Source organism: Pseudomonas sp. 9Ag (genome assembly GCF_902506445.1).
In the GTDB taxonomy this organism is placed as follows: Bacteria; Pseudomonadota; Gammaproteobacteria; order Pseudomonadales; family Pseudomonadaceae; genus Stutzerimonas; species Stutzerimonas stutzeri_AB.
The window spans coordinates 4,377,508-4,400,001 of sequence record NZ_LR733836.1; the positions used below are offsets into that span (position 1 = coordinate 4,377,508).

20 protein-coding genes are annotated in these 22,494 nt (G+C 60.3%); 14 read left to right on the forward strand and 6 right to left on the reverse strand.

Translation table 11 applies throughout. The annotated features are described in order from the left end of the window. Positions 1–4 precede the first annotated feature (4 nt). From ALTERO38_RS20115 to glmS, 8 genes are all read left to right on the forward strand, one after another. Positions 5–541: a F0F1 ATP synthase subunit delta gene (locus tag ALTERO38_RS20115; RefSeq protein ID WP_159969476.1), complete on the forward strand. Its 537-nt coding sequence runs from the start codon at positions 5–7 to the stop codon at positions 539–541. Positions 542–556: 15 nt separating this feature from the next. Then, positions 557–2,101: a F0F1 ATP synthase subunit alpha gene (gene atpA, locus ALTERO38_RS20120; protein WP_045422988.1), complete on the forward strand. Its 1,545-nt coding sequence runs from the start codon at positions 557–559 to the stop codon at positions 2,099–2,101. Positions 2,102–2,151: 50 nt separating this feature from the next. Then, positions 2,152–3,015, forward strand: a complete 864-nt coding sequence (atpG, locus tag ALTERO38_RS20125; RefSeq protein ID WP_102837647.1) for a F0F1 ATP synthase subunit gamma — start codon at positions 2,152–2,154, stop codon at positions 3,013–3,015. A 30-nt stretch (positions 3,016–3,045) separates the two neighbouring features. After that, positions 3,046–4,422 carry a F0F1 ATP synthase subunit beta gene (gene atpD, locus ALTERO38_RS20130; protein WP_102837646.1) on the forward strand — a complete coding sequence of 459 codons (1,377 nt, stop codon included), beginning with the start codon at positions 3,046–3,048 and terminating at the stop codon, positions 4,420–4,422. Between the two features lie 80 nt (positions 4,423–4,502). Next, positions 4,503–4,931, forward strand: coding sequence for a F0F1 ATP synthase subunit epsilon (locus ALTERO38_RS20135; RefSeq protein WP_046163281.1), 429 nt, complete (start codon positions 4,503–4,505; stop codon positions 4,929–4,931). A 119-nt stretch (positions 4,932–5,050) separates the two neighbouring features. Then, positions 5,051–6,415, forward strand: a complete 1,365-nt coding sequence (gene glmU, locus ALTERO38_RS20140; protein WP_159969477.1) for a bifunctional UDP-N-acetylglucosamine diphosphorylase/glucosamine-1-phosphate N-acetyltransferase GlmU — start codon at positions 5,051–5,053, stop codon at positions 6,413–6,415. A gap of 265 nt (positions 6,416–6,680) precedes the next feature. Beyond that, a complete protein-coding gene (locus tag ALTERO38_RS20145; RefSeq protein WP_159969478.1) occupies positions 6,681–7,463 on the forward strand; it encodes a DeoR/GlpR family DNA-binding transcription regulator in 783 nt (260 codons plus the stop codon). Between the two features lie 2 nt (positions 7,464–7,465). Further along, the gene (glmS, locus tag ALTERO38_RS20150) at positions 7,466–9,316 is read left to right on the forward strand and encodes a glutamine--fructose-6-phosphate transaminase (isomerizing) (protein ID WP_159969479.1); all 1,851 of its coding nucleotides are present in this window, start codon (positions 7,466–7,468) and stop codon (positions 9,314–9,316) included. Between the two features lie 65 nt (positions 9,317–9,381). Here glmS and ALTERO38_RS20155 read toward each other — a convergent pair whose 3' ends face one another. The 4 genes from ALTERO38_RS20155 to ALTERO38_RS20170 all read right to left on the reverse strand — a co-directional run bounded on the left by ALTERO38_RS20155 (position 9,382) and on the right by ALTERO38_RS20170 (position 15,148). Further along, on the reverse strand, positions 9,382–9,924 hold the full coding sequence (locus tag ALTERO38_RS20155; protein WP_159969480.1) for a biliverdin-producing heme oxygenase: 543 nt from the start codon (positions 9,922–9,924) through the stop codon (positions 9,382–9,384). Then, positions 9,924–12,326 (reverse strand): hybrid sensor histidine kinase/response regulator, encoded by a 2,403-nt coding sequence (locus ALTERO38_RS20160; protein ID WP_159969481.1) that lies wholly within the window; start codon positions 12,324–12,326, stop codon positions 9,924–9,926. The genes ALTERO38_RS20155 and ALTERO38_RS20160 overlap by 1 nt, the downstream gene beginning before the upstream one ends. Positions 12,327–12,393: 67 nt before the next feature. After that, positions 12,394–12,879 (reverse strand): response regulator, encoded by a 486-nt coding sequence (locus ALTERO38_RS20165; RefSeq protein WP_159969482.1) that lies wholly within the window; start codon positions 12,877–12,879, stop codon positions 12,394–12,396. Positions 12,880–12,892: 13 nt separating this feature from the next. Then, positions 12,893–15,148 (reverse strand): ATP-binding protein, encoded by a 2,256-nt coding sequence (locus ALTERO38_RS20170; protein WP_159969483.1) that lies wholly within the window; start codon positions 15,146–15,148, stop codon positions 12,893–12,895. A gap of 226 nt (positions 15,149–15,374) precedes the next feature. On the opposite strand from ALTERO38_RS20170, the gene ALTERO38_RS20175 reads away from it, so the two are divergent. Then, complete coding sequence (locus ALTERO38_RS20175) at positions 15,375–15,782, forward strand: SMI1/KNR4 family protein (protein WP_159969484.1); 408 nt, start codon at positions 15,375–15,377, stop codon at positions 15,780–15,782. 76 nt (positions 15,783–15,858) lie between these two features. Next, a complete protein-coding gene (locus ALTERO38_RS20180; RefSeq protein WP_159969744.1) occupies positions 15,859–16,233 on the forward strand; it encodes a DUF3301 domain-containing protein in 375 nt (124 codons plus the stop codon). Between the two features lie 9 nt (positions 16,234–16,242). Here the strand turns inward: ALTERO38_RS20180 and ALTERO38_RS20185 are convergent, their stop codons facing one another. Continuing rightward, a complete protein-coding gene (locus ALTERO38_RS20185; protein WP_159969485.1) occupies positions 16,243–17,208 on the reverse strand; it encodes a GTP-binding protein in 966 nt (321 codons plus the stop codon). 90 nt (positions 17,209–17,298) lie between these two features. Between ALTERO38_RS20185 and ALTERO38_RS20190 the strand changes: the two genes are divergently transcribed. After that, positions 17,299–17,655 (forward strand): NADH:ubiquinone oxidoreductase, encoded by a 357-nt coding sequence (locus tag ALTERO38_RS20190; RefSeq protein WP_159969745.1) that lies wholly within the window; start codon positions 17,299–17,301, stop codon positions 17,653–17,655. A 42-nt stretch (positions 17,656–17,697) separates the two neighbouring features. Here ALTERO38_RS20190 and ALTERO38_RS20195 read toward each other — a convergent pair whose 3' ends face one another. Further along, complete coding sequence (locus ALTERO38_RS20195) at positions 17,698–18,222, reverse strand: DUF3617 domain-containing protein (protein ID WP_159969486.1); 525 nt, start codon at positions 18,220–18,222, stop codon at positions 17,698–17,700. Between the two features lie 146 nt (positions 18,223–18,368). Between ALTERO38_RS20195 and ALTERO38_RS20200 the strand changes: the two genes are divergently transcribed. The 3 genes from ALTERO38_RS20200 (at position 18,369) to ALTERO38_RS20210 (ending at position 22,429) form a co-directional block, all read left to right on the forward strand. Continuing rightward, entirely contained in the window at positions 18,369–18,884 is a 516-nt protein-coding gene (locus tag ALTERO38_RS20200; protein ID WP_159969487.1) for a sigma-70 family RNA polymerase sigma factor, read from the forward strand. Continuing rightward, complete coding sequence (locus ALTERO38_RS20205; RefSeq protein ID WP_159969488.1) at positions 18,885–19,835, forward strand: FecR domain-containing protein; 951 nt, start codon at positions 18,885–18,887, stop codon at positions 19,833–19,835. A gap of 104 nt (positions 19,836–19,939) precedes the next feature. Next, a complete protein-coding gene (locus ALTERO38_RS20210) occupies positions 19,940–22,429 on the forward strand; it encodes a TonB-dependent siderophore receptor (protein ID WP_159969489.1) in 2,490 nt (829 codons plus the stop codon). The last annotated feature ends 65 nt before the right edge of the window (positions 22,430–22,494 follow it).

Genomic DNA, 22,494 nt, shown 5'->3' on the forward strand with positions numbered 1-22,494 from the left:
AGCGATGATCAATACCCAGACGCTTGCTCGGCCCTATGCAAAGGCCGCTTTCGAGTTTGCCAGCGCGGCTGGCCGGATTGATGCCTGGTCGGGCATGTTGAGCCTGGCTGCGGTCGCTGTTGACGTTCCCCAAGTTACCGAACTGCTTAAGAACCCGCGTCTGACCAGCGAAAGCAAGGTCCAGACATTGGTTCAGCTGTTCGGTAGCGACATCGATGAAGCATTCCGAAACTTCGTCTCCACACTCGGCGATAACGATCGTCTGGATGTGTTGCCGACTGTTCGGGAGCTGTTCGAGGAACTCAAGGCTGAGGCCGAAAAGACACTCGACGTTGAAGTGCAGACGGCCTTCGAGCTGACCTCTGTGCAACTCCAAACTTTGGCTGCCGCCTTGTCGAAGCGGCTAGATCGTACCGTCAACCCCCAGCAGGTCGTGAACCCTGCGCTGATCGGCGGCGTTGTTATCCGCGCCGGCGATGTGGTTGTCGACGGTTCGGTCCGCGGCAAACTGAGCCAGTTGGCCGAATCGTTGAAATCCTGATTTGAGGGTCGTGGCATGCAGCAACTGAATCCTTCCGAGATTAGTGAAATCATAAAGCAGCGCATCGGCAGCTCCGATGTGTCTGCTCAAGCGCGCAATGAGGGTACCGTCGTCAGCGTTTCCGACGGTATCGTGCGCATTTACGGCCTGGCCGACGTGATGTACGGGGAGATGATCGAATTCCCCGGTGGCGTCTTCGGCATGGCCCTGAACCTGGAGCAGGACTCTGTAGGTGCCGTTGTATTGGGCGCGTACCAGAGCCTGACCGAAGGCATGAGCGCCAAGTGCACCGGTCGCGTACTGGAAGTTCCGGTTGGTCCGGAACTGCTGGGTCGCGTCGTTGACGCTCTGGGCAACCCCGTTGACGGCAAGGGCCCAGTCAATGCTCAGGCAACTGACGCTGTCGAGAAAGTCGCACCGGGCGTGATCTGGCGTAAGTCGGTCGACCAGCCGGTTCAAACCGGCTACAAGTCGGTCGATGCGATGATCCCGGTCGGTCGTGGTCAGCGCGAGCTGATCATCGGAGACCGTCAGATCGGTAAAACCGCTCTGGCCATCGACGCGATCATCAACCAGCGCAACAGCGGCATCAAGTGCGTCTACGTGGCCATCGGTCAGAAGCAGTCGACCATCGCTAACGTGGTGCGCAAGCTGGAACAGCACGGTGCACTGGCCAACACCATCATCGTTGCCGCTTCGGCTTCCGAATCCGCTGCGCTGCAGTTCCTGGCACCTTACGCCGGCTGCACCATGGGCGAATACTTCCGCGATCGCGGCGAAGACGCACTGATCGTCTATGACGATCTGTCCAAGCAGGCTGTCGCCTATCGTCAGATCTCCCTGCTGCTGCGCCGTCCGCCAGGACGCGAAGCCTATCCAGGTGACGTTTTCTATCTCCACAGCCGTCTGCTGGAGCGTGCTTCGCGCGTTTCCGAAGAGTACGTCGAGAAGTTCACCAATGGCGCAGTGACTGGCAAGACCGGTTCCTTGACCGCTCTGCCTATCATCGAAACCCAGGCGGGTGACGTATCTGCGTTCGTTCCGACCAACGTGATTTCGATCACCGACGGCCAGATCTTCCTTGAGTCGTCGATGTTCAACGCCGGTATCCGTCCGGCCGTTAACGCCGGTATCTCGGTATCCCGCGTCGGTGGCGCCGCTCAGACCAAGATCATCAAGAAGCTTTCCGGTGGCATTCGTACCGCACTGGCTCAGTACCGTGAACTGGCGGCCTTCGCCCAGTTTGCCTCTGACCTGGACGAAGCGACCCGCAAGCAGCTGGAGCATGGTCAGCGTGTCACCGAGCTGATGAAGCAAAAGCAGTACGCGCCGATGTCCATTGCCGACATGGCGGTGTCCCTGTACGCAGCCGAGCGCGGCTTCCTGCAGGACATCGAAGTAGCCAAGGTTGGTGCCTTCGAACAGGCGTTGATTGCCTATTTCCATCATGAGCATGCTGCTCTGCTGGACAAGATCAACGTGAAGGGCGACTTCAACGACGAAATCGACGCAGGCATCAAAGCCGGTATCGAGTCGTTCAAGGCCACCCAATCCTGGTAAGCCGCAGCGGGAGCCGCGAGGCTCCCGCTTGCTAACCCGATAGGTGTCAAATGGCAGGCGCAAAAGAGATTCGCAGCAAGATTGCGAGCATCAAAAGCACGCAGAAGATCACCAGCGCCATGGAAAAGGTGGCGGTCAGCAAGATGCGCAAGGCACAGATGCGCATGGCTGCCAGCCGTCCCTATGCGGAGCGGATCCAGCAAGTTATTGGTCACCTGGCCAATACCAACCCTGAATACCGTCATCCGTTCATGGTTGAGCGCCCGGTCAAGCGTGTCGGCTACATCGTCGTGTCGTCCGATCGTGGCCTGTGCGGCGGCTTGAACACAAACCTGTTCAAGGCGCTGATCAAGAACATGAAGGAATGGCACGACAGTAAAGTCGAAGCTGACCTGTGCGTGATCGGTAACAAGGGTGCGAGCTTCTTCCGCAGCTTTGGCGGCAATGTGGTCGCGGCAGTCAACGGACTTGGCGAAGAGCCGTCGATCAATGATCTGATCGGCAGCGTCAAAGTCATGTTGGATGCTTTCGATCAAGGCCGTCTGGACCGTCTCTACCTGGTGTCGAACAAGTTCATCAACACCATGACGCAGAAGCCGACCGTAGCTCAGTTGCTGCCGTTGGCCGCGAGCGACGATCAGACCGCGCCGAAAGGTAAGTGGGACTATCTGTACGAACCCGACGCTCGCCTGTTGCTGGACGCGCTGCTGGTTCGCTATGTCGAATCCCAGGTCTACCAGGCCGTGGTCGAAAACGGCGCCGCCGAACAGGCAGCCCGGATGATCGCCATGAAGAACGCAACCGACAACGCCGGTGAGCTGATCAGCGACCTGCAACTGGTCTACAACAAGGCCCGTCAGGCTGCGATCACGCAAGAAATTTCGGAAATCGTCGGCGGCGCTGCCGCGGTTTAAGAACGGTTCAAATATTCAGAGGAACCAAACATGAGTAGCGGACGTATCGTTCAAATCATCGGCGCCGTTATCGACGTGGAATTTCCGCGCGATCTGGTACCGAACATCTATGACGCGCTGAAAGTGACCGGCGCCGAAACGACCCTGGAAGTTCAGCAGCAGCTGGGCGACGGCATTGTCCGTACCATCGCCATGGGTTCGACCGAAGGCCTCAAGCGTGGCCTGGACGTCAGCAACACTGGCGCAGCCATCTCCGTACCGGTGGGCACTGCCACACTGGGCCGGATCATGGACGTGCTGGGCAACCCCATCGACGAAGCCGGTCCGATCGGTGAAGAAGAGCGCTGGGGTATCCATCGCGCGGCGCCGAGCTATGCCGAGCAGGCTGGCGGCAACGAGTTGCTGGAGACTGGCATCAAGGTTATCGACCTGGTTTGCCCGTTCGCCAAAGGCGGTAAGGTCGGTCTGTTCGGTGGTGCCGGCGTGGGCAAGACCGTAAACATGATGGAACTGATCCGTAACATCGCGATGGAGCACAGCGGTTATTCCGTGTTCGCCGGTGTGGGTGAGCGTACTCGTGAAGGTAACGACTTCTATCACGAGATGAAGGACTCCAACGTTCTGGACAAGGTTGCACTGGTCTACGGCCAGATGAACGAGCCACCAGGAAACCGTCTGCGCGTGGCACTGACCGGCCTGACCATGGCCGAGAAGTTTCGTGACGAAGGTAAGGACGTTCTGCTGTTCGTCGACAACATCTACCGTTACACCCTGGCCGGTACCGAAGTGTCCGCCCTGCTGGGTCGTATGCCGTCCGCGGTGGGTTACCAGCCGACACTGGCTGAGGAAATGGGCGTTCTGCAAGAGCGCATCACCTCTACCAAGAGCGGTTCGATCACCTCCGTTCAGGCCGTTTACGTACCTGCGGACGACTTGACCGACCCGTCCCCGGCGACCACCTTCGCCCACCTGGACGCCACCGTGGTTCTGTCCCGTGACATCGCTTCCCTGGGTATCTACCCGGCGGTCGATCCGCTCGACTCCACGTCGCGCCAGCTGGATGCCAACGTGATCGGCCAGGAGCACTACGACACCGCTCGCGGCGTTCAGTACGTGCTGCAGCGCTACAAGGAGCTGAAGGACATCATCGCGATTCTCGGTATGGACGAACTGTCCGAAGCCGACAAGCAGCTGGTATCCCGTGCTCGTAAGATCCAGCGCTTCCTGTCCCAGCCGTTCTTCGTTGCCGAAGTCTTCACCGGTTCGCCAGGCAAGTACGTTTCGCTGAAAGAAACCATCCGTGGCTTCGCTGGCATCCTCAACGGTGACTACGATCACCTGCCGGAGCAAGCGTTCTACATGGTTGGCGGTATCGACGAAGCCATCGAGAAAGCCAAGAAACTGTAACTGGCGCGCCCGCTTGCGGGCGCCAATAAGCTCTGCTGGCGGCGAAGGTTTCCAGCAGAGCTCATTACCGAGGCATAAGTATGGCTATGACAGTCCACTGTGACATCGTCAGCGCGGAAGAAGAGCTGTTCTCGGGGCTGGTAGAGATGGTCATCGCCCATGGTCACCTGGGTGACCTGGGTATTCTGCCGGGCCACGCTCCTTTGCTGACTGATCTCAAGCCCGGTCCGGTGCGTGTGATCAAGCAGGGCGGCGAAGAAGACATCTTCTACATTTCTGGCGGCTTCATTGAAGTACAGCCGAACATGGTGAAGGTGCTTGCCGATACTGCTACTCGCGCCAAGGATCTGGACGAAGCGGCGGCGAAAGCTGCAGTTACAGCCGCTGAAAAAGCGTTGCACGAGAAGGGTGCCGAGTTTGACTACGGCTCCGCTGCTGCGCGTCTCGCCGAGGCTGCAGCCCAGCTGCGGACCATCGAGGCGATGCGCAAGAAGTACGGTCGCGGTTGATCCGCTAACGGCTTCATCGCGAACAAGTAAAAGGGTAGCCTTAGCTACCCTTTTTCTTTTTCTGCCACTTGGAAATAACCCCGGCGTCGGCCTGCGGCTACGTTTGTTCAGGATCTGCCATGTCTCTCGATATCGTCATTCTCGCGGCTGGTCAGGGTACGCGCATGCGCTCGGCCCTACCGAAAGTTCTCCATCCTGTAGCTGGTCGATCCATGCTTGGGCATGTCATCGATACCGCTCGCGCACTCGCGCCAAAAGCCATCCACGTGGTCATCGGCCACGGTGCCGAGCAGATTCGCGAACAGCTGGCTGCGGATGATCTGAATTTTGTGGTGCAGGCCGAGCAACTGGGGACAGGGCATGCAGTGGCCCAAGCGCTCCCGGCACTTTCGGCCGAACGTGTGCTGATCCTTTATGGTGATGTGCCGCTGATCGAGGCGGCGACGCTGGAACGTCTTCTGCAGCAGGTCACCCCGCAACAGCTCGCACTTCTCACTGTGAACCTGGCCGATCCCAGCGGCTATGGACGGATCGTTCGCAACGGGCAAGGGGTGGTGCAGGCGATCGTCGAACACAAGGATGCATCTGCGGCTCAGAGGCTCATCACTGAAGGCAATACCGGTATCTTGGCCGTGCCGGGTGAGCGGCTTGCCGACTGGCTGGGCCGGCTATCGAACAGCAACGCCCAGGGTGAGTACTACCTGACCGATGTGATCGCCATGGCGGTCGCCGATGGGCTGGTGGTCGCCACCGAGCAGCCGCTCCATGCAATGGAAGTTCAGGGCGCCAATGACCGCATTCAACTGGCTGAGCTTGAGCGACATTATCAGCAGCGTGCCGCTCGCCATTTAATGGCACAGGGCGTGACTTTGAGAGATCCCGCGCGTTTTGATCTGCGCGGCGAGGTTACTGCCGGTCGCGATGTGCTAATTGATGTGAACGTGATTCTCGAAGGCAAGGTCGTGATAGAGGACGGTGTGGAGATCGGGCCAAACTGCGTGATCCGCAACAGCACGCTACGCCGCGGTTCGGTGGTCAAGGCCAACAGTCATCTCGAAGGCGCGGAATTGGGTGAAGGCGCTGATTGCGGGCCATTTGCCCGTTTGCGCCCCGGCGCGGTATTAGGCGCCAAAGCGCATGTTGGCAATTTCGTCGAGGTGAAGAACGCCAGCCTGGGCGAGGGTGCCAAGGCCGGGCACCTGGCCTATCTGGGCGATGCGGATATAGGTGCACGGACCAACATCGGGGCCGGCACCATCACCTGCAATTACGACGGTGTAAACAAGTTCCGCACAGTCATGGGCGAGGACGTGTTCATTGGCTCCAACAGTTCGTTGGTGGCTCCGGTGACCCTGGGCGATGGCGCAACCACTGGCGCGGGCTCGGTTATCACTGCTGATGTCCCGGCCGCAACCTTGGCCCTGGGACGAGCCCGGCAAGCATTGATCACGGGCTGGCGGCGGCCGCAGAAAGGCCAGAAGTAGCAGCGAAAGCGTTCATCGTTGGGTTGCAGGTCTGGCTCGTCTTTACCAGTGGCGTCAGACCGTCGCGCTGGTGAGCTGCTCAATCACGACCCGGTGCCGCGATTGGGATCGAAAGGTCAAGCGGCACTGTAAGCCAGGCGCTAAACAGCTGACCAATCAGTTCTTAGCCTGATGTGCTATTACGCGTTGAAGCGTCTCCGCAGTTGACCGTTGCGCAAAAATAGGTTTTGATTCGCCAGCTCTTCTTTCGAATCGAAACTTAAGTATGTCGAAACGCAACACCCCGCAACGACGTCACGCGATACTTGCCTTGCTCAACGAGCAGGGCGAGGTCAGCGTTGACGAGCTGTCCAGGCGTTTCGAGACCTCTGAGGTGACCATCCGTAAGGACCTCGCCGCGCTGGAGAAAAACGGTCTACTGTTGCGTCGCTACGGCGGTGCGGTGCTCTTGCCGCAGGAGCTGATTGGTGACAGTGCGCAGCCGGTATCGCTTTGCAAGCAAGCCATCGCCCGAGCCGCTGTGGCATGCATTCGTGAACATGCGCGAATCATCATCGACAGCGGCACCACCACGGCAGCCATGATCCCGCAGCTGGGCCACAAGCATGGTCTGTTGGTCATGACCAATTCGCTGAGTGTTGCCAATGCGTTGCGCGAGCTGGAACACGAGCCGACACTGTTGATGACTGGCGGGACCTGGGATCCGCACTCCGAGTCGTTCCAGGGACAAGTGGCCGAACAGGTGCTGCGTTCTTACGACTTCGACCAGCTGTTCATCGGTGCAGACGGTATCGATCTGCAGCGTGGCACCACCACTTTCAACGAGTTGCTCGGCCTGTCGCGGGTCATGGCCGAAGTCGCACGTGAAGTCATCGTGCTGGCCGAGTCCGACAAGATTGGCCGACGCATACCCAATCTGGAGTTGCCCTGGGGCGACATCCATACCCTTATCACGGACGACCGTCTCACACCCGAGGCGCGTTCAAGCATTCAGGCCCGCGGTGTCAAGCTGATCTGCGCGGCCGTTGAAACCCATCAGGAGTCCTGACCATGTGTGGCATCGTTGGCGCCGTCGCTGAACGTAACATCACCGCAATCCTGCTCGAAGGGCTCAAGCGCCTGGAGTACCGTGGCTACGACAGCGCCGGTGTCGCCGTGCTGGATGCCAGCGGAAGCCTGCATCGTCTGCGCCGTTCCGGCAAGGTCGCCGAGCTGGAGCAGGCGCAACAGGACGAGCAAATTACCGGTCGCCTGGGCATTGCGCACACCCGCTGGGCCACTCACGGAGCACCTTGCGAGCGCAACGCTCATCCACATTTTTCGGGTGATGACCTCGCCGTGGTGCACAACGGCATCATCGAAAACCACGAAGCGCTGCGCCAGCAGCTGAAAGGGATGGGCTATGTTTTCGTGTCCGATACCGACACCGAAGTCATCGTTCATCTGTTGCATCACAAGCTCGGCGAGGTTGGCGACCTGACCGTCGCGCTCAAGGAAGCCGTCAAAGAGCTGCACGGCGCCTATGGTCTGGCGGTGGTCAGCGCGAAACAGCCAGATCGCTTGCTTGCCGCCCGCAGTGGTAGCCCGTTAGTGATCGGCCTGGGCCTGGGTGAGAATTTCCTCGCCTCCGATCAGCTGGCACTGCGTCAGGTCACTGACCGCTTCATGTACCTGGAAGAAGGTGACATCGCCGAGATCCGCCGCGACAGCGTGCAGATCTGGAATGTCGATGGCCAGCCTGTCGAGCGCGAAAGCGTGCAATACCATGAGGGTGCCGAAGCTGCGGACAAGGGCGAGTATCGCCATTTCATGCTCAAGGAAATTCATGAGCAGCCCAAGGTCGTGCAACGTACCCTCGAAGGCCGTCTTGGCGACCAGCAGGTACTGGTGCAGGCGTTCGGCCCGCAGGCGGCTGAGCTGTTCGCCAAGGTGCGTAACGTGCAGATCGTCGCCTGCGGCACCAGCTACCATGCCGGAATGGTCGCTCGTTACTGGCTCGAAGAGCTGGCCGGCATTCCCTGTCAGGTAGAAGTGGCCAGCGAGTTTCGCTACCGCAAGGTGGTGGTGCAGCCGGATACGCTGTTCGTCACCATTTCCCAGTCTGGCGAAACGGCCGATTCTCTCGCTGCGCTGCGCAACGCCAAGGCGCGGACGGAAGGGGAAGGTCGTTATCTTGCCAGCCTGGCTATCTGTAACGTCGGCATCAGCTCTCTGGTGCGCGAGTCCGATCTGACCCTGCTGACTCAGGCCGGCCCTGAAATCGGCGTGGCTTCGACCAAGGCCTTCACCACGCAACTGGTCGGCCTTTTGCTGCTGACCCTGTCACTGGGACAGGTACGCGGCACCCTGGCGCCAGCCTTGGAAGCGGAGCTGATCGACGAACTACGTCGTCTGCCTACACGCCTTGGCGAAGCGCTGGCCATGGACACCACGGTGGAAAAGATTTCCGAACATTTCGCCGAGAAGCACCACACACTGTTCCTCGGCCGTGGCGCGCAATACCCGGTGGCCATGGAAGGGGCGCTGAAGCTCAAGGAAATTTCCTACATTCACGCCGAGGCCTATCCGGCCGGTGAGCTCAAGCATGGTCCGTTGGCGCTGGTCGACGCTGACATGCCGGTGGTCACCGTGGCGCCTAACAACGAATTGCTGGAAAAGCTCAAATCCAACCTGCAGGAAGTACGCGCGCGCGGCGGCGAGCTGATCGTCTTTGCTGATCGTGAAGCGGGCATCGAGAACGGGGAGGGCACCTTTATCGTCAGCATGCCGCACATCCACGATGTACTGGCGCCGATCCTCTACACGATTCCCCTGCAGCTGCTTTCCTATTACGTTGCGGTGCTGCGCGGTACCGACGTCGACCAGCCACGTAACCTGGCTAAATCAGTAACCGTCGAGTAGGCCGTCCGATCTGCCTAAGCGCGTGTGTTGAGCACAGCAAAAAAGCCTGTCAGGGCTTTTTTGCTTTATAGCCTGTTCGACCGGGCTGCGCTCAGAAAACGGTCGAATGTGGCATTCGCTCCGGTAAGCACCTCGGACCAGTCACATGCCGAGCCCTGCTGTTCGAGCTTCTGCAGAAAACTCGGCCATAGTGGCGTCGCGCTGCCGTGGTTCAGATAGCGTAGCGGGGCAGACGGGCTGGCTTCGGCAACGCGCCGCGACAGCACACGACCACCCAGGCGCGAGCCCTCGATCACATAAGCCGCGCCCCAGCTCCAACCGAATGAGGGTGCCATGCCCGGCGGCGTCAACGGCGGCTCTGCGCAGCCCAGCGCCTGGAGGTCTGCGAGCAATGCGTGGCGTCTGCTACGCAGGGGCCAGTCATCAAGCATCGATTCGATACCAGCCCGCTCCAGCTCGATTTCCAGCGGAATGAGCACCTGTGCATGGGCCTGTAGAAAAGCGCGGTAGCCTTCGGGCTGATCCAGTCGATAGGCCGAAAAAGCCTTGTCGACGCGTTCATGTTGCGGCGCGGTGGCTGCGCGCAGCTGATTTCGCAAGCTGTCCATCAGGCCGGGTTGCTTTCCTTCAGCACCATACTCAGCGTTCGCACCAACTGTTCCTCGCGAAAGGGCTTCTGAATGATGGTCGCGCTGCCCATTCCCAGTTCGCCAAGCTCGGCGTAGCCGGTGATGAACACCACGGGCAACTTGGGATAGCGAGACGAGATAGCCCGCGCGAGCTCACCTCCGTTCATGCCCGGCATGGCGAAATCGGCAAGTACCAGATCCACCGCCGCGCCCTGTTCGAGCATCTCCAAGGCCATACGACCACCGTCGGCCTGAACCACTGCGTAACCCAGATTGCTCAGCATTTGTGCGGTCACTTCGCGCACGGCGGGGTCGTCGTCCACCAGCAGTACCTTGTGCGAGGCCTCGTCGATGGGCATGTCCTGCTCGTGGTCCGCGGCGCCGAGACTGCGTTCTGGGGCGGTCACCCGAGGCAGGTAGACCATCACAGTGGTGCCTGCACCCAGCTTGGTCTCGATGCGCGCCCCGCCACCGGATTGCTTGGCAAAGCCGAACACCTGGGCCAAGCCGAGCCCTGAACCCTTGCCGACTTCCTTGGTGGTGAAGAAGGGTTCGAAGGCTTTCTGCAGCACCTCGTCTGTCATGCCGGAGCCGGTGTCCTTGACCGACAGCACCACGTATTCGCCCGGCCCAGGTTCTTCAGCGCGTTCTGCCGGCGCGCTAATCACCGCGTTGTTGGTACGCAGGGTCAGGCAACCACCGGAGCCCATCGCATCTCGCGCGTTGATGGCGAGATTGAGGATGATCATCTCGATTTGCGTAGGGTCGACCAGCGCGTGCCAGAGCCCGGCACGGGTATCGGTTTCGATGGTGACGGAGCCGCCCAGGGTGCTGTGCAACAGACTCAACAGGCCGACCAGCGTGTCGTTGAGATCAACGGCTTTAGGGGCGAGTTGCTGGCGGCGAGCAAACGCAAGCAGCTGGCTGGTCAAGGTTGCACCGCGCTCGCCGGATTCCTGAATGTACTGCAGGCGGCTGAGTGATTTGGCCAGCGGTGCGCCGCGTTCCAGGTCATTTTTGAGAAAGCTGGCGCTGGTGAGGATCACCGTCAACAGGTTGTTGAAGTCATGCGCGACACCAGCCGTAAGCTGGCCGACGGCCTCCAGCCGTTGCATCTGTTGCAGCGTGGCTTCGATGCGCTCGCGTTCGGTGATCTGCTCGGTGAGCTCGCGGTTGGCGGCGGCGAGCTTGTCTACCGCCGCTATTTCGCTGGTGATGTCACGCGCCGCGGCGTACATCATTCCGGCCTCGGGTACGGCAGTCCAGGACAGCCAGCGGTAGCTGCCGTCACGATGCTGCATGCGGTTGACGAAGCGATCGGTGACGTTACCGCAGCGAATGCGTTCGGTCTCCGCTTGGGTCGCGCTGAGATCATCGGCGTGGACTAGTGACCATAACGGTGTGTTGATCAGTTCTTCACGCGGCCAGCCAAGCGCTTCTTCCCAGGCGGGGTTGAGTGCAACCACGGTGGTGTCGAAACGCATCACGGCGAGCAAATCCCGTGACAGTTCCCAGGTCCGGTCTCGTTCTCGGGTACGTTCTTCTACGCGTTCACCCAGGGTTACATTCATGCGCTTGAGCGCTTCGGTCGCCAGTCGCTGCTCGGTAACGTCCATCACCACACCGATGAAACGCTTGCACAGGCCTTCATCGAAAAACGCCTGGCCACGGGTTTCAAACCAGCGAACCTGACCGCTTTCGAGCATGATCCGGTAGTCGGTGGTGTACTCCTTGTCGCCCTTGTCGATGCTGATCGCTTCCCAGACGTGTTCGCGCATGCGCTGCAGGTCTTCTGGGTGGCACAGCGACTCGAAGACATGGATATCCACAGACGCACGGTCGGCCAAGCCGAACATGGCGCGGCAACGACGGTCGAGAACCAGCCTGCCGTGCTGTGGATCGTAGTCCCACATGCCGAGCCCCGCAGCGTCAATCGCCAAACGCGCCCGAACCTCAACCTCATGCAGCGCTTCCTCTGCGCGCAACCGGCCGCGCCGCTCCTGGACCTCGCTCAATGCCCGCTCGACAGCTTTCGGAAGGAAACCGAGGTTTTGCTTGAGGACATAGTCCACAGCGCCGGAGCGCATCATGTTTACAGCATGCTCCTCACCGAAGACGCCGGAGAGAAAGATGAACGGCGTTTCGGGTGCGAGCTGCCTGGCATCCTGCAGGGCCAGGCCGCCGGAATAGCCGGGGAGGATAAAGTCGGAAAGAATTAGATCGAAGCATCTGCGTTGCAGGGCTTCGACAACACCTGCCTGGTCGAAAACCACTTCGCTATCGACGTGATAGCCGCTTCTTTCGAGCGTGACGAGCGCTAGTTCAGCGTCGTGCGGGCTGTCTTCAACAAACAGGACGCTGATAGGTGTTGTCGCCGGCATAACCATCCTGTCGCGGATACCGCACTACTTGAAAGGAGTTCTGCTTTGGAGCCTAAAGCATGAGCGTTTAGCTCGGCTCCTCACTGTTCTTGCGATCCCGAAGTTGGCGCTGCAACCGCAGCGATCCGGGTGGCGGCTCATTCAGCACAGCCCAGAAAATCCCCAGATCGGAGATGGCGGCGACGAAATCTCGAAATTCGACCGGCTTGACCACGTAAGCGTTCACTCCGAGTTCGTATGCTCGGACCAGGTCGGGCTCTTCACGGGACGACGTGAGCATCACCACAGGAATACTGCGCAATTCTGGGGTGTCCCGAACGGTCTTGAGCACCTCGAGTCCGTCGACCTTTGGCAGTTTCAGATCCAGCAGCAGCACGGCTGGATTGCCGTCGGCGCGGTCGGCATGGTCGCCGCGGCGGTACAGGTAATCCAGGGCCTCGGCGCCGTCGCGCATGACGATGACGTCATTGGCCAGCTGGCTGCGCTCGAGCGCCACCAACGTCAGCTCGAGATCGTGTGGATTGTCCTCGACCAGCAAAATCGGTTTGAGCATTTAGAGTCCCGTACTAAATGGGTGACGCATAGGTAAGTCTGGGGAGTGAAAAGAAGAAGGTCGCACCCTGGTTGACCTCGCCGTTGGCCCAGACCTGACCATCGTGGCGTTCGATGATCCGGCGCACGCTGGCCAGACCAATCCCGGTGCCTTCGAATTCTTCCATGCGATGCAGCCGCTGGAAGACGCCGAACAATTTGTTGGCGTACTGCATGTTGAAGCCCACGCCGTTATCGCGGACGTAGACGATGATTTCCTCGGTGCGCTCTTCGGCACCGATCTCAATGGTGGCGTGCTCGCGTTTGCGGCTGTATTTGATCGCGTTCGAGATCAGGTTGCGCAACGCCATGTGGATGAAAGCAGCGTCGGCGACCACGATCGGCATAGGATGGACCTGCCATTCTATTTCGCGACCTTCACAGTCAGGTGCCATTTCCTGACGAATGGAATCAACCAACGCGGCCAGATTCACATCGGACAAGCGCAGTGCGGCGCGACCCATCTGGGAGAAACTCAACAGATTGTCCACCAGAGTTCCTGCAAAGCGGGCGGCGTCGCCAATGTTGTCGAGAAAGCGCAGGCCGCGTTCGCTGAGCTTGCTACCTTCGAGCTCTCCGAGCAGCTCGGCATACCCCGCAATGTGCCGCAACGGCGCACGCAGGTCGTGTGAAACGCTGTAAGAGAAGGACTCCAGCTCCTTGTTGCTTTCGCGCAGTTCGCCGGCCAGCTGGGCCATCTCTTCGGCCTTGCGCAGGACGATACCGAGCACTGCTGTGCGCAACTCCAGTGCGCCCTCCAGCTCAACCTGCTGCCAAGGCGTCGCATAGCCGCGTACCGTCTCTTGCCAGCTTTCAAAGCTGTGGCGTGGCGAGAGGCTGCCCTGGCTGTTGATGCGCTTTTCTGGCTGGCCAGCCCAGTTGACTGTCTTGATCTGTTCGCGTCGAAACCAGATCAAGTAATGCGGGTGCAGGCGGGAGATGGAGATCGCCAGCAAACCGGCACAGTGCTCGGCCAATTCAGGTATCGAGGGTACGTCGCGGCTGACGCAGTCGGTGCTGAACACCAGTTGCTCGCGTTGCTTCGACAGCCATTGGGTCAAGCGCACAAGCAAGGCGCCTGGCGGCGTCTCGCCAATCGGTTCGGAGTGCTCGCCGGAGACAATGGCGCCGCCGACCGCACCGGCAAACTCCAGCACCACCTGCGGCAGACACTTGTAGCCTTCAATGACGCTGTCGCGGTCAGCCATGGACGACAGCATCTCGACGATCTGCCGTCGCAGTTCGAGCTTGCGTTGCGCCAGGGTCGCCGCCTCTTTGGCTTCGATCTGCAGCGACATGATGCGACCCAGCAGCTCGCAGGCTGTACGGGTCTGGTAGTTGACCTGGCGAGGCTCGGCGTCGTGGCAGGAAATAAGTCCCCAGAGGCGCCCCTGGATGACGATGGAAATCGACATCGACGCCAGAGTGCCCATGTTGCGCATGTATTGCAGATGAACAGGCGACACGCTGCGCAGCGAGGCGAAGCTCAAGTCCAGCGGCTCTCCGTCAGGTGTCAGCGTGGGCACGACCGGAGAGGGTTGGTAATTGGCGTCCTGGATTACGCGGATCAGGTTGTTGCAGTAGAGCTGACGCGCTTGCGGCGGGATATCCGAGGCGGGAAAACAAAGCCCCAGATAACGCGGATAGCCTGCGTCAGCCTGCTCTGCCAATACATGGCCGTTGCCCTGGGAATCGAATCGATAGGCTTTGACGCGACCGAAGCCGGTGATGCGCTTGACCTCATGAACAGCCAGTTGGCAGATGTACTGAAGGTCTTGCGCCTCCTGCAGCTGCACGACGAAGGTGCGCATCAGAGGGTATAACTTGTCGTATGCCGCGCCCGGGCTGCCGGCCGCTTCGAACTCGACGATCAGCTTGCCCTTGTAGCGGTGCGCCATCAGGGCTAGCGGCGGATGGTTACTGCGGCCTGGCAGGCTGAAATTGATGTCCCGCAGGTGAAACGGGTTGTGATCATCGTCAGCCAATGAAGCCAACCCTTCAGCAAAACCGCATTCACCGATGAGTTCGGTCAGCGGCTGCCCCAGCAGCGTCTGCACATCAACGCCGAGCCATTCACGCACGTTTTCGCTGGCCTGGGTAATGGTTAGCTGGGGCTCGCTGACTACCAGCAGAAAGCCATGAGGCTGAATGCTGCCGGGGATATGGATCGGCTCGTCACCGCACTGGGCGATCGCCTTGGCGAGCGTATCTAGATCTTCAATGGATGCCACAATTTCTCCTGTTCACCCCGTTACGGGCTGATGGCGACGAGCAGGCACCAATTGCGGTTGCTACCTAATGTCTGAGACTGCAAGGCGGACCGTTCATTACCCGCGAAACCCTAGCGGCGCGCCAATTTTTTCCAAACGGCAAATACTTTAGCGCGACTGGTACTGGCTAGCCAATGCGTGGGCTTGTATAAACGCGCATTCTCAAGACCGTCGAAGGGGGGCCGTCATGGAAGAAGTAATCGAGCAGCTGCGAGAGCTAAACGAACCAGTGCCAGTGCCACTGGAGCTGCCGGACGATGACCGGTTGGTCGAGGTTGAGGAAGAGTTGCTGATCAATCTGCCGTTCGGCCTGCGCGAGTTTCTGCTGACGGTCAGCGACGTTGTCTATGGACGTCTGGAGCCCGTCACCGCGGCTGATCCGCAAGCGCACACTTATCTGCCCGAGGTGGCCGCGAACGCCTGGGACGCCGGCGTGGAGCGCGACCTGCTGCCCATCTGCCAGGACGGACCTGATTTCTACGTAGTGGATCTTGAAGGTGAAGTCATGTTGTTCGACGGCAGCGGGCATGAGATGACTGACGAAAGCTGGGAGTCGGTCTGGCATTGGGTACGCGACGTTTGGCTGGAAAGCTGATGCGCCGGGTCACCGTTGCGCCGCGCGCAGGGCACGATGCCTATCGCTGCTTGCGGGGTTGCCGGCAGTGTCACGCATGGTGACCCTCGGCAATCTGTTTATTGTCCTGGTGCTGTTCAGCATTGGCGCCTGGCTGTGGCATTCCTATGGCATCCGCGAGCGGGCGCTGAGGGCGGTACGGCAGCACTGCAAGAAGATGGATGTGGAGCTGCTCGACGGCAACGTAGCCTTTCGCCGACTCGGGTTGATCCGTGATACACGTGGCCAGCGCCGCTTTGCCCGGGTCTATGGATTCGAGTTCACCGTAACCGGGGAGCAGCGGCACCAGGGCAGCATCGTGATGTTTGGCGCCCGTTCGGGCCCGATCGAAATGGAAGCCCATCCGTTTCCTGCTCGTCAGGATTCTGGCCAGGTGATTCAGATGGACGATTGGCGCCGCCGCGACGATTGAACCGCTAAGTCACAGCCGGCAGGCGACCAGCGCGTCGTTCAGATGCTGTTCATCCTGAGGCTCAGTGAAGATCAATTCGAGGCGGGAATCCTTGCGCCATTCGCTGGGCGCGAATGCCAAGGTCTGGCCATTCAGCGCGTTGAGTGACTGCCAGCCCTGCGAACCCTGCATGACTAGCTTCGCGCGCCGCCAGTCCATCGATTCCAGCCAGCCCTTGACGCGCTCCAGATCGAAGCGCTGACTCGGGTGCCAGCGCCAGCCGATGCTCCAGCCATCGGCGCTACCCTGGCTCTGGCACAGTGGTTGACGCGGGTCCAGCCAGACATGAGCAAGGCTTGCCGGTGGAGAGGGCAGCGATGAGGGGGCTGTTTCAACATGACTTGCGTGCTGGTCGATGCCGGGCAACTCCCTGAGCGGCAGCTGTCCATGTTGCGTCCAGCGGACCGGTATCGGCGGCAGCAGCGTTTTAATTGAATGCCGTTCGGTTTGGCTCAGGCCTTCGCTCTTGTTTATCACCAACAGACCACAGTGGTTCAGTGACTGCCGCTGGCTCTCCGGAAGCGGTTCGCCCCGTAGCAGCCCCGGCCCGTCGATGACCGCCACGCAGGGCTGCACAGCAAGCACGCCGTGCCAAGGTGCGCGCGAGAGTTGATCAAGCAGCTCGGCAGGATGACCCAGGCCGGAGGGTTCGATGAACAGCCGGTCCGGCTTCGCCTTGCGCAACAATCGGCTCAGGCCCACCTGGAAGGGCACACCATTTACGCAACACAGGCAGCCGCCGGCGACTTCCGTCAGGCTTACGCCTGAGTCGTCGGTGCTCAGTAGCGCAGCATCGAGCCCGATCTGGCCGAATTCATTGATTAGCACCGCCCAGCGCTCGCTGGCAGGGCGTTGCGCCAGCAGCGCACGTATCAGGCTGGTTTTGCCCGCGCCGAGTGAGCCGCTGATGAGGTGTGTCGGGATATTGGAAAGCATGGCGTTATGGTGCGCATTCTGCCGATCGGAGGAAAGCGGTTTTCAGACCTGCGTGCTAGAGTCGCCGCGTTCGATCGGGAGGGACTGGTGATGCGTTCGCTGTATGTGCTGCTGTTGATGGTAGGGCTTTGCGCCGAGGCGCTTGCAGAAGGCTGCATCGTTCATAGTCAGGATGATCGGATTGAAGTGAAGATCTGCCAGGAAAATCGCAGCATTCCCGGCGAGCTCTTTCGCAGCGGATTCTGCCAGCCAGCCCTCAAGGACCAAGAGGTCGAAGTGACCTTTGTTGAGCAGTGTCCGACTGGCGCGTTCGGCATTTGCCGCAACGCCCAGGTTTCGAACATGCCGTATCGCCAGGACATCCACTACTACGGCGTCGCCAGCGATGCCCGTTACCTGCAGCCTGCATGCGAACAGAACAGTGCAGGTGATTGGGTCACGGAATAATCGCAAGTGTTGCGTCGCGTTCCACGTGAAACGTTGCGCTGATTAGCGCTGAGGCTTCAATGCGCCGCAGTCCTCGCCAATCCACTGGCCGCGTGACTGCATTTGACTGGTGCCCTGTTGTTCGCCCGTGGTGTAGGTCGTCTCGATTGTGCTTGCTACCTCCCGCTCGCTGATCACCTTCGTCTCGCCCTGACCCTTTGCGTCCGGGCACTCGAAACGGAATCGCCACAGGCTTTCCGTTTGTTCAAGGACCTCTTGCTTGCAACCGGGCTCGTCCTGAAAGGGCAGCTTGCGTGACTTAACCTGTGCTTCGCTCAGACAGATGCGGACGCCCCCGGAACCCAGCTCGACACCCTGTTCGGCAAGCATGCTCTCCATCATTTTGCGCTGCTCGGGAGGCAACTGGTTCATCTGCGCCAACATCTCGGACATGCCAGGCATCTGCATGCCGTCGACGACCAGTTTCTCACTGCTGAACTCCCATAGGCCGGGGAGTAGCTGCGCTGCTTGAACGGGGAGGGCTGCGGCAAGCAGCGCAGCCAGGCTGAGCCGGGCGAAGTGGGTCATGAGGTTCTCCTGCAATCAGTTGTTGAACAGCCTAGTCCAGCCGCCGGAAAGTCCCCAGCAAAAAGATCAGAGGCGAGACAACCTCATGGTCTTTTGTTGATGAGAAGCGTTAGCATTACCGTCTTGACGATGAAAGGCGGCGAGACATGGCAGCGGATGGGGGGGGCCGGCAACAACTGGTGCATCGACTTTATGTCGACCACCAGGGCTGGCTGAACGGTTGGTTACGGCGACAGCTTGGTTGCAGCCAGAGGGCAGCCGACCTTGCCCAGGACACCTTCGTGCGGGTGCTGAGCAAGGACCAGGGGCTGGATGCGATACGTGAGCCGCGTGCGTACTTGCACATCATTGCCCGTGGCCTGTTGATCAACCATTGGCGTCGGCGGCAGATCGAGCAGGCTTACCTGGAAGCGATTGCGCTGCAACCGGAGGCGGTGGCTCCTTCGCCGGAATCTCAGGTGCTGGTGGTCGAAACACTGATGCAGGTCGACGCCATGCTCGCTCGACTGCCGGAAAACGTGCGGCGTACGTTTCTCCTGTCACAACTGCAGGGCCTGACCTACGCCGCCATCGGGTTGGAACTGGGCGTGTCCGAACGGATGGTCAAAAAGTACATGGCGCAGGCCATGCTGCACTGCCTGACCCTGATCGAGGACGACTGAGTGAAGCTGGACTATCAGGTGCTGCAGGCCGCTGCACAGTGGTTCGCCGTGCTGCAGTCGGACCGCGTCAGCGATGACGATCTCGAGGCCTGGCGACGCTGGCTAAACGATCCCGAGCACGCGCGCGCGTGGCAGCGCGTCGAACAGATCAGTGGACGCCTCGAGCCGCTCGCCCGCGATCCGTTTGGTGCCAGGGCGAGCAGTTTGATGCAGCGCCGTCAGCCGACGCGGCGACAGGCACTGAAGGCCCTGTCCGTTATTTTTGGGGGTGGTGTTCTGGCCTTGGCGGGCGGCGCCATGCCTTGGCGCAGCTGGACGGCCGACCAACGCACGGCTGTGGGTGAGGTGCGCGATTGGCGATTGCCTGACGGCTCGCACCTGTGGCTTAACACCGACAGCGCGGTCGACGTCGCGCTCGATGATCAGGTGCGCCAGCTGTCGCTCTACCGTGGCGAGCTGCTGGTGCAGGCAAGCAATGAACAGCGTCCGTTGTTGCTGCGGACCGCCGAAGGCAGCGTGAAAACCCATGAGACCGCACGTTTTTCGGTCCTGCAGCGCGACGGTCGCACGCAGCTCAGTGTGTTCGACGGCGCTGTTGAGTTCCGACCTGCCAATGGTCGAGCACGTACGGCACTGCAGGGCCAGCAAATCAGCTTCGACCAGCGCTACGCCGAAGCCGAACGTCCGGTTCAAATGGGGCGCCAGGCCTGGGTTCGTGGCGTGCTGGTGGCTGACAACCTGCGGTTGGATGAATTCCTGGCCGAGCTGAGCCGATACCGCCAGGGCTTTCTCGGTTGTGATCCCCGCATCGCTGGCCTACGCGTGGTGGGCGCTTATCCACTGGCCGATACCGAGCGTGTCCTAGACGTTCTGGCGAGCACGCTGTCGTTGCGCGTCAATCGGCGCCTTCCGTGGTGGGTCAGTCTCGAGCCGGTGCAATCCGAAGCCTGAAAAGCACCCGATGAAAATAATTTGAGTTGGCGGTTCCCTTTTGGGACGAGTCGCGGGGCATAACCGCAACGATCACGAATTTGCTCCCGCAAAAAGGATGAATCATGCGCTCCGCTGCCTTGCCCGTTCGCCGTCCACGTCCGCTGTCCCAGGCCATTCGTGCCGCCATGATCTGCCTGTCATTGGCCACCGTTGCCGTCGCGCCGGCGGCGCTGGCGCAATCGGTACAGCAGCAGACTGAACGCAGCTATGACATTCCGCCCGGTTCACTTTCCTCCGCCCTGAGCCGCTTCGCCGGGGAGGCAGGGGTGATGATGTCGGTCGATGGCCGTCTGGTCGACAATCGCCAGTCGAGCGGCCTGCACGGTCAATATGGCGTTGAAGAAGGCTTCGACACTTTGCTGGACGGCAGCGGTCTGCAGGCCGTGCGTGACGAACGTGGTGCCTATTCGCTGGTGCCCGCGCCGTCTCGCGAACAGGCCCAAGCCGTCGAGCTGAAGCCGATGGTGGTGGAAGGCTTCGCGCTGGGCAATGCGCTGGGCGATATGGAAGGCTACAACGCCACGCACAGCAGCGTGGCGACCAAGACGAGCGTGCCGTTGGCCGAGACCTCGCAAACCGTTTCCGTGGTCACCCGCCAGCAGATCGAAGACCAGGGATCACGCTCCATTGCCCAAGCCGTACGCTACACGCCGGGCCTGATGAGCACTCCCTATGGTGCCACTACCCGTTACGACTACGTCGCCATGCGCGGTATCACTGACGGGTCGGTGGATAACCTCTACCTCGATGGCCAGAAGCTGCTGGGCGATAGCGGCACCTACAGCAGCCTGCAGGTCGACCCCTATTTCATCGAGCGTATCGACATCCTCAAAGGCCCATCCTCGGTGCTCTACGGCCGCAGCCTGCCCGGTGGCCTGGTGGCGATGACCAGCAAGAAGCCGCAGTACGAGGCGAGTCGGCAGATCAGGCTGTCCTACGGCAGCGAGGATAACAAGCAGGCCGCGTTCGACTTCACCGGCCCGCTGGATGACGAGCGCATCGCCTATCGTCTGGTCGGCGTCGCAAAGGATGCCGACAACCAGGTCGATGGCATTGAGGAGAAGCGCTACGCCGTCATGCCTTCGCTGAGCATCGACTTCACCGAGGACACCCGGCTGACGCTCCAGGCCATGCTCCAGCATGACCCCGAAAGCGGCTATCACGGCGGCCTGCCAGCTGACGGCACCGTAACCTCGCACAACGGTCAGCGCATCTCACGCAGCTTCTTCGAAGGCGATGAGGATTACGAAAAGTTCGAGCGCGACCAGCAGATGATCGGCTATCAGCTGGAACACCGTTTCAACGATACGGTGTCGGCGCGGCAGAACTTTCAGTATCTCGATTCGACGGTCGAGTCCGGCCAGGTCTACCAGTACGGCTACGCCACGCAGGACGAGCTGGTGCGCTATTACACCGGCGCTGACGAGGTGCTACACGCCTGGACGTTGGATAACCAGCTGCAGTTCCTTTTTGACACCGGTGCACTGAACCACACCTTGGTAACCGGGCTGGATTATCAGCGTCGCAAGGCCAAAGTCGATTACAACGCGGCCACCGGCATCGGCACGATCAACCCCTATACCGGCGTCGCCAAACCGAGCAGCCTGGTTTTCTATCACCAGTACGACGAACTACGGGAGCTGGAGCAGACCGGCCTCTACGTGCAGGATTTGATCAGCCTGGGCAACTGGCGCTTTTCGCTGGGTGCCCGGCAGGACTGGGTCGATGTTTCCTTCGAGCAGACTGAGTCCATGTATGGCGACCAGGCGGACCAGTCAAAACTTGAGCAGTTTACCGGGCGGGTCGGGGTGCTCTATGCCTTCAACAACGGCTTGTCGCCCTACGCTAGCTATTCGGAATCCTTCAACCCTAACGCCACGGGAGCCTATAACTATGATTCGGGCACAGGTAGCTATGACATCACGCTGCTCGACCCGACCGAGGGTGAACAGTACGAGCTGGGGCTGAAATACCAGCCGCTGGGCACCGACGATCTGTACTCCATCTCCTACTTCGACCTGAAACAGTCGAACCTGGCGAACAAGGATTCCAACGAGAACTTCTATCGCGCCGTCGGCGAACTCACCTCCAAAGGCGTGGAAGTGGAGGCGCGCTTGCGTCCGCGAGACAACCTCAACGTGATCGCCAGCTACACCTACATGGATGTGGAGTACTCCAAGGACTTCACCGGCGCTGCTGGGGTCAATAACCGCGGCAATACGCCTAATGCGGTGGCCCGCAACATGGCGTCGCTGTGGACCGACTACACATTCGAGCAAGGCCTGATCGCCGGCTTGCAGGTCGGCGGCGGCGTGCGCTACTTCGGCAAGAGCTGGGCGGATGCGGAGAATACGCTACGTATCCCGTCCTACACGCTGTACGACGCCATGCTCGGTTACGACTTGTCGCGTGTCGGGCTCGACGGTTTGAGCGCACAGCTGAACCTGAACAACCTGACCGACGTAAAATACGTCGCCGCCTGCAACAGCCTCAGTCAGTGCTATTACGGCGAAGCGCGAAACGTCATGGCCACGTTGACCTACGACTTCTAAGCACCCTGCGAAAGCCGCTGGCCTGTGATGGGCCGGCGGCTTTGTGCGTTCTGCAAGACGGACAC